Consider the following 11,441-nt stretch of genomic DNA (forward strand, 5'->3'; position numbering starts at 1 on the left):
GGCTCCGCCGGCTCGGGCTCCCGGCGCGGCGCGGGGCGCGGAAGCGTTCCGAACAAGGCGAGCCCGAGCGCCAGCGCGACGCCGACCCCGCCGCCGGCAAAGCCCCCGAGCAGCGCGAGCGTGCGCCGGCTGATCCCGCTCTTCTCCAGCGGCGGCATCGCCGCGCTGATGACGCGGGCATTGGTCGTGTCGATGCCGGCGAGCTCGCCGGTCTCGCGCGCACGGCGCAGGAAGGCGTCGTAGACGACGCGCGAGGATTCGACTTCGCGCTCCAGTTCGCGCAGTTCGACGGAGGCGCGGCCGGCCGCATATTGCGTCGCCGTCAGCCGCTCGACGCGCAGCGAGAGCTGGCGTTCCGCCTCGATCGCCCGGTCGAGCTCGACCTTGGCCGAACGCGCGATGCGCGACAATTCGTCGGCGATCTGCCGGCGGGCGTCGCGGGTCTGCGCCTGCACGGCAGCGAGCGCCGGGTGACGGGCGCCGAGCGAGGCCAGCAGGTCGGCCTCGCGGGCCAGGGTGGCGCCGAGCTGAGCGCGCAGGGCCGTCATGGTCTGGGAGGCGACAGCCTCGGGTATCGCGCCGGCCTCGATGCCGGCGGCGCGCGCGGCGATGATCTGGTCGTATTTGGCGCGCGCTTCGGTCAGCCGGGTGCGGGCCGCGACGAGCTGGGTGTTGTTGAGGGTGAGCTGCTCGTCCGTCATCGAGCGGCCGGCGCCGACGCCGACGATGTTGTTGGCCTCCTTGTAACGCTCGGTCTTGTCCTCGGCGATGCGCAGGCGGTTGCGCAATTCCTCGAGACGCGCAGTCAGGGCTGTGGTCGCGCGCTGGGCGGCCTCGGCGCGCACGGTCGCCTGGTTTTCCAGATAGGTCTCGGCGAGCGCATTGGCGATGCGGGCCGCCTTGTCGGCCTCGCTGGCGGTGACCGAGATGTCGATGACGAATGTCCGCTCGCCGCGCCGGACGCTGACATTCCTGTCGAGGACCGCCAGCGCATAGACGAGCCCGTCCCGGGACGGAGCCCCGCTCCCGGGCAGCCACCCCCACAACAGCCGCGACAGGCCCGATCGCGGAGCCTCGCCGCCGAATTCCGGGTCCTTGTCCAGGCCGAGGCTCATCACCACCGGTGTCTTGATGCTGTCGGAGGCGATGATGCGGGCCTGGCTCTCGAGGTAGCTGGTGATCGAGGTCGGGTCGCCGCCGGTGACGTTGGGCGAGACTTCGTTCTGCAGCACGCGCAGATCGCGCGGATCGATGAAGAGCTGCGCGGTGGAAACATATTTCGGCGGAACCATCAGGCTCGCCAGCGCCGCCAGCACGGCGCCGACGACCGCGGCCAGCACGATCATACCCTTGCGCGCCCAGAGCGTGCGGACGAGCCAGACGGGATCCGTCAGACGGGCGACGATCTCCGGCGCGGCGGCAGGCACGGCGCGGCGGCGTTCGCGGGGTTCCTGCCCCGGCTCCGGCTCGCTGACGACGCTCTCGGTGGTGAACATGCCGCTACGCTTCACTCTTCAGGTCCTCGCCCGCGGATCGCGGGCCCGGGCCGCCGCCCCAAGACGATCTGTCCCGCGCGAATGCACACCGCATCGGGCCGGCAATGTGTCGGTCCGGTTCAAGCTGTCGCATGGGTCAGGACAGTTCCGTTTCGTTTAGGGTCGCTCAACGCCTCTCGGCTAGAACCTCTGGGACAGGCGGTCCAAGGCAGGCACATGCCGGGCCAGACGACCCGAAAGAGACGGCTGCGTCGCGAAACGGACCCCATGCTGCCAGACCGCGCCGCCATCCTCGCCTACCTCACCATCCTGAGCGGCTCCGCCGGCAGGCTCGTCATCTCCCTTGTCTACTTCCTCATCGTTGCCAATACGTTGACCCTCGGCGATTTCGGCCTGTTCGCGACGGCCTCCGCGACGGGGCTGATCCTGTCGCGGCTGCTCGCTTTCGGCTTCGTCTCGCCGCTCTATCGGGTGGCGACCGTCAAGCCGCGGCTTCTCGGGGCCTATCTCGCCGGTTTCGCCGGCCTTTCCCTCGCCTCGCTGCCGCTCATCCTGCTCGCCGCGGCGCTGGTCTACGCGTTGCTGTTCTCCGGAAAGCTGGCGGTCCTGCCCTTCGCGCTGATCCTGCTGGCGGAGATCCTGTGCTGGCGGCTCGTCGAGGTCGTCGCCATCGTCAACAACGGGCTGCGGCGCTTCCGCCAGTCCGCCCTGCTCGTCATCATCGGCTCGGCGCTGCGCACGCTGGCGGCCCTGCTTTTCGTCGGCCTCGGGCACCGCAGCCTAGAGATCTGGGCCTTTGCCTATCTCGCCGCGACGATGGCGGCGATGGTCGTGGCGCTCGTCTTCTTCCTGCCGAGGACGCGCCTGCGCTTCGCGCAGCGGCTCTATCCCCGCCGGATGGCCGATGCGGTCTATGCCAGCGCGGCGGAAATCGTGTTCTACGCCCAGGCCGAGCTCGACAAGCTGCTGGTGCTGGGGCTCGCCGGCGACCGCTCGGCCGGGCTTTACGTGATCGCGATGCGGGTCATCGACCTCACCGCCATGCCGGTGCGCAGCTTCAACCAGATGCTGGTCCAGAAGATCATGACCGAGCGCGGCCTGGCGGGCGGGCCGCGCCGGCTCGCGCTGATCGAGTTCTGCATCGCAGCGGTCTCTATCGCCGGCCTGGGGGCCGTGATCCTCATGCTGCAGCCTTTCCCGGGGCTGCTCGGCCGCAATGTTTCGGAAGCCGCCTATCTGTTCCTGCCGATGCTGCTGGTGCCGGCCTTCCGCAACCTCGTCGAATACCATGCCGAGTTGCTCTATGCGCGCGAGCGCACCGGATCGCGCATCGCCCTTCTGTGCGCGATCACCGCGCTGAAGGCGGCGCTGCTGTCCTGGGTACTGCTCCGGTTCGCCGCCGATGACGGCTGGGCGGCCTGGCTCAACCTCGTCTTCGGGCTGGTCTACGCCCTGTCCGCCGCCGTGACCTACCGGCTGCTGGCGCAGGGGCCGGCTTCCCCGGCGGCGGCCCTCAGGAAGCGCTGAAAGGCGGCCCGACGGCGCATCGGGCCGGTCCCGGCCGAAGCGGCGGCCGAATTCCGATCGAATTAGCGGTTCCCACGCTTTCGCCTCCTGCTCTAGGGTGCGCCTCCAACGAGTCAGGGGCCGACAATGAACCAGATCGATCTGCAGGGAAGAACCGCCATCGTCACCGGAGGGGCGCAGGGCATCGGCCGCGCCGTGGCGGAGCGCTTCGCCGCCAGCGCCGCCCATGTCGCGATCTGGGATCTCGACGGCGCCCTCGCCACCAGGACGGCCGCCGAGATCGGCGGGACGGCGAGCGGGCTCGGGATCGACGTCACGGATGCGCAGGCGGTGAAGGCCGCAGCCGATTCGCTGGAGGCGAAACAGGGCAGCGTCGACATCCTCGTCACCAGCGCCGGCATCGCGGGCGCCAATCTGAAGACCTGGGAGTATCCGCTCGACGAATGGGCGCGGGTGATGAAGCTCAATGTCGACGGCACGCTGCATTGCTGCCAGGCGGTGATCCCCGGCATGATCAGGCGCAATTACGGGCGGCTCGTGCTGGTCGCCTCGATCGCCGGCAAGGAGGGCAACCCCAACGCCTCGGCCTACTCGGCCTCCAAGGCGGCGGTGATCGCGCTGACCAAGTCGCTGGGCAAGGAGCTCGCGACGCAGGACATCGCGGTCAACTGCATCACCCCCGCCGCCGCCCGCACCCGCATCTTCGACCAGATGACGGAGGAGCATATCGGCTACATGCTCGCCAAGATCCCGCGCGGGCGCTTCCTGCTGCCCGAAGAGGTCGCCTCGATGGTGGCCTTCCTGGCCTCGGCCGAGAACAGCTTCACCACCGGCGCCGTGTTCGACCTGTCGGGTGGCCGGGCGACCTATTAGGACGACATGATGGCCAGCTCGCTTCCCTCCGCCGCCGTCCTCGGCGCGCGCGCCTTCGCCGCGCTCGAGGGCCTGAACCGCTTCACCGACGAACCCGGCAAGCTGACGCGGCTCTATCTCTCGCCCGCGCACCGGCAGGCGGCGGAGTGGACGAAGGGCGCGATGGAGGTCGCGGGGCTCTCCGCCTTCATCGACGCGGCGGGCTCCGTCCAGGGCCGCCGTGAGGGTCCCGTGCCGGGCGGGCCTTGCGTGATCATCGGCTCCCATATCGACACGGTGAAGGATGGCGGGCGCTTCGACGGCAATCTCGGCGTCGTCGCCGGCATTCTGGTGGCGCAGGCCCTGCGCGACGCCGGGATCGCGCTGCCCTTCGCGCTCGAAGTCGTCGCCTTCGGCGACGAAGAAAATGTCCGTTTCCCCACCCATCTGTCCACATCGGCGGCCCTCGCGGGCGCCTACGATCCGGCATGGCTGGAGGCGCGCGACGCGGAGGGCGTGCGGCTGTCCGATGCGCTGCTGGCGTTCGGCGGCAATCCCGGCGGCATCGCCGCGCTCGCGCGCAAGCCCGGCTCGGTGACCGCCTATCTCGAGCTCCATATCGAGCAGGGCCCGGTGCTCGAGGTCGAGAACGAGCCCGTCGGCATCGTCACCGCCATCAACGCGCAGAGACGGGCACGTGTCCTTGTATCCGGCGAAGCCGGCCATGCCGGCACCGTGCCGATGAGCCTTCGCAAGGACGCGCTGACCGCGAGCGCCGAGATGGCGCTGGCGCTGGAGACGATCGCCGCCGCTCATGCGCAGGCCGTCGGCACGGTCGGCGTCTTCCAGGTCAGCCCCGGCGCGGCCAATGTCGTACCCGGCAGGGTCGAGTTCACGGTCGATTTCCGCAGCCCGTCCAATGCCGTGCTGGCGAGCATGGAAGCGGCGATCCGCGATCGTTTCGGCGAGATCGCAGCGCGGCGCGGCGTCGCCGTCGACATCGCCGTCTACACGAACGCGCCGGCGGTGCCGATGGATGGCGGTCTCCAGGAGGCGCTGGCCGCCGGCGTCGCGCGAGCGGGCGGCAATGTCGCCGCGCGACACCTGCCCTCGGGCGCGGCGCATGATGCGATGGCGATGGCGGCGCTCTGCCCTGCCGCCATGCTGTTCGTGCGCAACGAGAAGGGCATCAGCCATTCGCCGCTCGAAAACATGACCGAGGGCGATGCCGGCATCGCCATCCGCGTCATGCTCGAGGCCGTGCTCGAACTGGCAAGGCGCGCCGCCTGATCCTGATCAAGGCCGGGCGCGACACCGCGTGCCATTTCCCCTGACCGGCCTTAAGCCTAGAAAGCGCGCGCCGCAGGAGGCTGGCGATGGACTACGAGACATTCTTCCGCGAGGAACTGGACGGCCTGCGCCGCGAAGGCCGCTACCGCGTCTTCGCCGATCTCGAACGCCGCGCCGGTCGGTTTCCGCGCGCGACCTTCCACGGCGAGGGCGGCCCGCGCGAGATCACGGTCTGGTGCTCCAACGACTATCTCGGCATGGGGCAGCATCCGGACGTGCTGGCGGCCATGCACGAAGCCCTCGATTCATGCGGCGCCGGCGCCGGCGGCACCCGCAACATCGGCGGCACCAACCATTATCATGTCCTGCTGGAGCAGGAACTCGCCGACCTGCACGGCAAGGAAGCGGCGCTCCTGTTCAACTCCGGCTACATGTCCAACTGGGCGTCGCTCGGCACGCTGGCGTCGCGCCTGCCGGGCTGCGTCGTGCTGACGGACGCGCTCAACCACGCCTCGATGATCGAGGGCATCCGCCATTCGCGGGCCGAGCGGCACATCTTCGCCCATAACGACCCCGACGACCTGCGCCGCAAGCTGGCCGCGCTCGATCCCGCCCGGCCCAAGCTGATCGCCTTCGAATCGGTCTATTCGATGGATGGCGACATCGCGCCGATCGAGACCTTCTGCGACATCGCCGAGGAATTCGGCGCCATGACCTATATCGACGAGGTCCATGCGGTCGGCCTCTATGGTCCGCGCGGCGGCGGCGTCAGCGAGCGCGACGGCCTCAGCCACCGGCTCGACGTGATCGAGGGCACGCTCGCCAAGGCCTTCGGCGTGATGGGCGGCTATATCGCGGGCTCGGCGGCGCTGTGCGACTATGTCCGCAGCTTCGCCTCGGGCTTCATCTTCTCCAGCTCGCTGCCGCCGCCGGTCGCGGCCGGCGCGCTCGCCGCGATCCGCCATCTCAAGGGCAGCACCGCCGAGCGCGAGCGCCATCAGGACCGTGTCGCCACGCTGCGCCGGCGCCTCGACGCCGCCGGGCTGCCGCATCTGCGCAACCCCAGCCACATCGTCCCCGTGATGGTCGGCGACCCGGTGCTGTGCAAGGCGGTCAGCGACGAGCTGCTCGAGCGCTTCGAGATCTATGTCCAGCCGATCAACTACCCGACCGTGCCGCGCGGCACCGAGCGCCTGCGGATCACGCCCTCGCCGCTCCATTCCGATGCCGATATCGACCATCTCGTCGCCGCGCTGAGCGCGATCTGGGGTCGGGTGGGGCTCAAGCGGGCGGCGTGATCGCGTCGCAGTTTGCGTCGATCGCATACCCTCAGCCCTCATCCTGAGGAGCCGCGAGGCGGCGTCTCGAAGGATGCTTCGCAGGTTCCGGAGCAAGCTGAAGCATCCTTTGAGACGGCCCTGCGGGCCTCCTCAGGATGAGGGCTGAGGCTTCGAGCGCCTCGGTCAATCGCGAACATCGCCCTAGCGTTTCACCGGGTCGCTCTTGATACCGGGCTTCAGCCTGAACATGTTGGCGGCTCCTGTTCACCCGAGCCCGGGCCCGAATCGCAATGCCAGAGACCAGCAACGCCCCCCTGATGCACGCGACCACCATTCTGATGGTGCGCAAGAGCGGGCGGGTCGTGATCGGCGGCGACGGGCAGGTCTCGCTCGGCCAGACCATCATGAAGGGGAATGCCCGCAAGGTGCGCCGCCTCGCCAAGGGCGCGGTCATCGCGGGCTTCGCCGGCGCCACGGCCGACGCCTTCACGCTGTTCGAGCGGCTGGAAACCAAGCTGGAGCAATATCCGACGCAGCTCTTGCGCGCCTGCGTCGAGCTCGCCAAGGACTGGCGCACCGACCGCTATCTGCGCCGGCTGGAGGCGATGCTGCTGGTCGCAGACAAGGAGGTCTCGCTGCTGATCTCGGGCACCGGCGACGTTTTGGAGCCGGAGGCCAGCGAGCATGGTTCGGTGATGGCGATCGGCTCGGGCGGCAATTACGCGCTCTCGGCGGCGCGGGCGCTGATCGATGTCGAATCCGATCCGGAGGCGATCGTCCGCAAGGCGATGAAGATCGCCGGGGACATCTGCGTCTACACCAACCATTCGCTCGTCATCGAGACATTGGACGCGCCATGATCGCCGAGCAGGATCTGCAGGCCGCGGTTGCGGAAGGCATCATCGATCAGGCACAGGCGGTGCGCATCGCGCATCTGGCGCGAATGCGGCTGGCCGCACAGGGATCGGCCCCGCCTCGCCTGGGCGACAGCGTCACCGCCGAGGCCGGCCGCGCCGTCGACCCCGACGACGAGCGCTTCCGGCTGATCGGCGGCTTCAACGACGTCTTCGTCGCGATCGGCGTCGGGCTGCTGGCGGGCGCGCTGCTCGGCCTGTCGCGCGTCGTCGGCTTCGGCGACGCCTTCGCAGCGGTGGCGCTCGTCGCGGCCTGGGGACTGAGCGAAATCTTCGCCCGGCGGATGCGGCTCGCACTGCCCTCGATCCTGCTGGCGGCGATGTTCTGCGCGGCGGCCGCGCTGCTGGTCGTGCAGCTGACGGCCGATCGCGGCCTGCCTGCGATTTTCTATGGCGGCTGGGTTCTCGCCGCCGCTGCGTTTGCCGCCGCAGCTTTGCTGCATCACTGGCGCTTTCGCGTGCCCATCGACATGGCGCTCCTGGCCTGCGGCGGGATCGGCCTGTTCCTCGCCCTCGTCTCGGCGCTCGCGCCTGCCCTGGCGCAGGACTATCTCGACTCGATCCTGGCCCTTTGCGGCCTGTCGGTCTTCGCGCTCGCGCTGCGGCTGGACATGCGCGACCCGCATCGGCTGACTCGGCGTTCGGATGCCGCCTTCTGGCTGCATCTGCTGGCGGCGGGGCTGATCGTGCATCCGGTCTTCCAGGGCCTGGTCGGTGCCGCAGGCAGCTTCACCACCGGGACCTCGCTCGTCGTGCTCGGCATCTTCGTCGTGCTCGGCATCATCGCGCTGGTGATCGACCGGCGTGCGCTGCTGGTTTCGGCACTGAGCTATGCCGGCATCGCAGTGGCCTATCTGATCTCGCAGAGTGTCTCGGGCGATCTCAGTCTCCCGCTGGCCCTGCTTGGCCTCGCCATTCTGGTACTCTCGCTCTCTGCCGGCTGGCGGACGTTGCGCCGGGTCCTGCTGCCGGCGCTGCCGCTCGGCCGCTGGCGCGACCGCTTGCCTCCGGTCGAGCCCGCGTGAGTACGCCACCCTCTGACGACGTCGCCTTCCTCCCGGTCGAACCCCACGACCTGCCGCTGCTGGCTGGCTGGATCGCGCAGCCGCACTGGCAGGAATGGTGGGGCGATCCGGAGACCGAAGTCGGCTACATCCGCGACATGATCGAGGGCCGTGACGACACCTGCTCGCCCTTCCTCATCACGCTCGCCGGGACGCCGGCCGGCTATATACAGGTCTGGCGTGTCGGTCGGCACCAGATCCCCGCATGGACCGCGGGGAACCCCTGGCTGCTTGAGGTCCCGGCTGAGGCCGTCGGCGTCGATCTCTCGCTGGCTGATGCGCGGCGCCTGTCGCAGGGGATCGGATCGGCCGCCTTGCGCCGGTTTGCGGAGAGTCTCGTCGCGCAGGGCCACGAGACGATCCTGATCGACCCCGACCCCGCCAATGCGCGCGCCGTCGCGGCCTATCGCAAGGCCGGCTTCCGGCCCGTTCCCCATCTCGAAGGGCGCACGCCCGGCGTCCTCATCATGCAGTTCCAGCAGGATTCAGACCTGACATGACCTCCTTCTCCCCCCGCGAGATCGTTTCCGAACTCGACCGCTTCATCGTCGGCCAGAACGATGCCAAGCGCGCGGTCGCCATCGCGCTGCGCAACCGCTGGCGTCGGCAGCAGCTCGAAGGGCCGCTGCGCGAGGAGGTCAGCCCTAAGAACATCCTGATGATCGGGCCGACCGGCTGCGGCAAGACCGAGATCGCGCGCCGCCTCGCCAAGCTGGCGAATGCACCCTTCCTCAAGGTCGAGGCGACGAAGTTCACCGAGGTCGGCTATGTCGGCCGCGACGTCGAGTCGATCGTGCGCGACCTCGTCGAGATCGCGATCGCGCTGGTGCGCGAGAACCGGCGCAAGGATGTCCAGGCCAAGGCCCATGTCGCGGCCGAGGAGCGCGTGCTCGATGCGCTGGTCGGCGTCAATGCCAGCCTCGCCACGCGCGATTCCTTTCGCCGGAAGCTGCGCGCCAACGAGCTCGACGACAAGGAGATCGAGGTCGAGATCGCCGCGGGCGCCGGTGCGAGCGCGCCGATGTTCGAGCTTCCGGGCATGCCGGGCGCCTCGATCGGTGCCATCAACCTCTCGGACATGTTCGGCAAGGCCTTCGGCCAGAAGGGCAAGCCCCGGCGCATCCTGGTCAAGGACGCCTATGGGCCGTTGCTGACGGAAGAGAGCGACAAGCTGATCGACCAGGAGGCGATCGTTCAGGCGGCGATCCGCGAGGTCGAGAACAACGGCATCGTCTTCCTCGACGAGATCGACAAGATCTGCGCGCGCGAGGGCAAGAGCGGGGCGGATGTCTCGCGCGAGGGCGTGCAGCGCGATCTGCTGCCGCTGATCGAGGGCACGACGGTGGCGACCAAGCATGGTGCGGTGAAGAGCGACCACATCCTGTTCATCGCGTCGGGCGCCTTCCACGTCTCGCGCCCCTCCGACCTGCTCCCCGAGCTGCAGGGGCGCCTGCCGATCCGCGTCGAGCTTTCGCCGCTCGACGTCGACGACTTCCGGCGCATCCTGACCGAGACCGAGGCCAGCCTGATCAAGCAGACGGTGGCGCTGATGGCCACTGAGGACGTCACGGTCGACTTCACGCCCGACGCGATCGACGCGATCGCGCGCATCGCGGTCGATGTGAATTCCACCGTCGAGAACATCGGCGCGCGGCGACTGCAGACCGTGATCGAGCGGATTCTCGACGACGTCTCCTTCACCGCGCCCGACCGCTCGGGCGAGACGGTGACGATCGACGCCGCCTATGTGCAGTCCCGCATCGGCGACCTCGCCAAGAACGCGGATCTGAGCCGGTTCATCCTGTGACCCGGCCGTGACGGAGCAGCCAGCACAGGCGAACAGCGGACGCCTCGCCCGCGACTCGCTCGTCGTCGGGCTGGCCACCATCCTGTCGCGCCTGCTCGGCTTCGCCCGCGATGTGCTCGTCGCCCGGCTTCTCGGCGCGGGCCCGGTGGCGGATGCCTTCCTGGCAGCGCTGCGCCTGCCGAACCTGGTTCGGCGCGTGCTGGGCGAGGGCGGGCTGAACGCGCCTTTCGTTCCGATCTACCTCGCCATCCGGCAGGAGCAGGGCCAGGCGGCGGCGAGGCGTTTCGCCGGCGAGGCGGCGAGCCATCTCGCGCTCATGCTGCTGGTCGTGGTCGGGCTCGGCGAGCTGTTCGCACCCTGGCTCGTGCTCGCCATCGCGGGCGGCTTCGCCGGGGAGCCGGAGACCCTGGTGCTGGCAGCCTCCTACACCCGGCTGATGCTGCCCTTCCTGCTGCTGACGACGGTCGCGGCGCTGCTGGCGGCGCTGCTCAATGCCGAGCGGCGTTTCGTGATGGCGGCGCTGGCCCCGGCCCTGATGAACGCGCTGCTGATTGCGATCCTGCTCCTGCAGCTTCTGCAGGGCACCGAGCCGGCCCTGGCGGCGCGGTGGCAGGCGCTCGCGGTGAGCGCCACCGGGCTCGCCCATCTCGCGCTGGTGCTGGTTGCGCTGCGGCGGGTGGGCTGGCCGCGGCCGAGCCTGCGCTGGTCGCCCGCCATGAGTCGCCTGATCCGCACTGGCGGCGCGACGCTGCTGGCGGCGTCGAGCGCGCAGCTCGTCCTGCTGGTCGCAACGCAGATCGCCTCGAGCGAGGCGGGGGCGGTCGCGGCGCTCTACTACGCCGACCGGATCTTCCAATTGCCGCTGGGCTTCGTCGGGGTGGCGATGGGGACCGTCGTCTTCTCCGAGATGGCGGAGAGCCCCGCCGGCGACGATGCGCTGCTCGGCCGCGCGCTGGCGCTGGGGCTGGTGCTGGCTCTTCCGGCGGCGGTCGCACTCATCGTGCTGGCGCAGCCGATCGTTTCGATCCTGTTCGAACATGGCCGCTTCGGCGCCGACGATACGGCGCGCACCGCCGCCGCACTCGCGCTTCTGGCGGCGGGGCTGCCCTTCGCCGTCGTGAGCAAGGTTCTGGGCCAGGCCTATTTCGCCCGCCAGCGCCCGCGAACGCCCCTGCTGGTCGGCCTGGCCGCGGTGGCGGTCGCCGCCGCCA

Annotated in this window: 10 protein-coding genes; 9 read left to right on the forward strand and 1 reads right to left on the reverse strand. The window is 69.6% G+C overall.

Annotated features, from left to right (window positions below):
- A partial coding sequence (locus Q8M82_RS06220; RefSeq protein WP_305690508.1) for a GumC family protein occupies positions 1-1,511 on the reverse strand: 1,511 nt, incomplete at its 3' end.
- Positions 1,512-1,763: 252 nt separating this feature from the next.
- On the opposite strand from Q8M82_RS06220, the gene Q8M82_RS06225 reads away from it, so the two are divergent.
- From Q8M82_RS06225 to murJ, 9 genes are all read left to right on the forward strand, one after another.
- Positions 1,764-3,023 (forward strand): lipopolysaccharide biosynthesis protein, encoded by a 1,260-nt coding sequence (locus Q8M82_RS06225; protein WP_305690509.1) that lies wholly within the window; start codon positions 1,764-1,766, stop codon positions 3,021-3,023.
- A 126-nt stretch (positions 3,024-3,149) separates the two neighbouring features.
- Positions 3,150-3,896: an SDR family NAD(P)-dependent oxidoreductase gene (locus Q8M82_RS06230; RefSeq protein WP_305690510.1), complete on the forward strand. Its 747-nt coding sequence runs from the start codon at positions 3,150-3,152 to the stop codon at positions 3,894-3,896.
- A gap of 9 nt (positions 3,897-3,905) precedes the next feature.
- Complete coding sequence (locus tag Q8M82_RS06235; protein WP_305690511.1) at positions 3,906-5,165, forward strand: Zn-dependent hydrolase; 1,260 nt, start codon at positions 3,906-3,908, stop codon at positions 5,163-5,165.
- A gap of 86 nt (positions 5,166-5,251) precedes the next feature.
- Positions 5,252-6,463, forward strand: coding sequence for a 5-aminolevulinate synthase (gene hemA / locus Q8M82_RS06240; RefSeq protein ID WP_305690512.1), 1,212 nt, complete (start codon positions 5,252-5,254; stop codon positions 6,461-6,463).
- A 272-nt stretch (positions 6,464-6,735) separates the two neighbouring features.
- The gene (gene hslV / locus Q8M82_RS06245; RefSeq protein WP_305690513.1) at positions 6,736-7,305 is read left to right on the forward strand and encodes an ATP-dependent protease subunit HslV; all 570 of its coding nucleotides are present in this window, start codon (positions 6,736-6,738) and stop codon (positions 7,303-7,305) included.
- Positions 7,302-8,384, forward strand: coding sequence for a hypothetical protein (locus tag Q8M82_RS06250; protein WP_305690514.1), 1,083 nt, complete (start codon positions 7,302-7,304; stop codon positions 8,382-8,384). The genes hslV and Q8M82_RS06250 overlap by 4 nt, the downstream gene beginning before the upstream one ends.
- Positions 8,381-8,923 carry a GNAT family N-acetyltransferase gene (locus tag Q8M82_RS06255; protein WP_305690515.1) on the forward strand — a complete coding sequence of 181 codons (543 nt, stop codon included), beginning with the start codon at positions 8,381-8,383 and terminating at the stop codon, positions 8,921-8,923. Before Q8M82_RS06250 ends, Q8M82_RS06255 begins: the two co-directional genes overlap by 4 nt.
- The gene (gene hslU / locus Q8M82_RS06260; protein ID WP_305690516.1) at positions 8,920-10,230 is read left to right on the forward strand and encodes an ATP-dependent protease ATPase subunit HslU; all 1,311 of its coding nucleotides are present in this window, start codon (positions 8,920-8,922) and stop codon (positions 10,228-10,230) included. Before Q8M82_RS06255 ends, hslU begins: the two co-directional genes overlap by 4 nt.
- A gap of 7 nt (positions 10,231-10,237) precedes the next feature.
- On the forward strand, positions 10,238-11,441 hold a 1,204-nt coding region (murJ, locus tag Q8M82_RS06265; RefSeq protein ID WP_305690517.1), incomplete at its 3' end, for a murein biosynthesis integral membrane protein MurJ.

The organism is Allobosea sp., assembly GCF_030694325.1.
Lineage (GTDB): Bacteria > Pseudomonadota > Alphaproteobacteria > Rhizobiales > Beijerinckiaceae > Allobosea.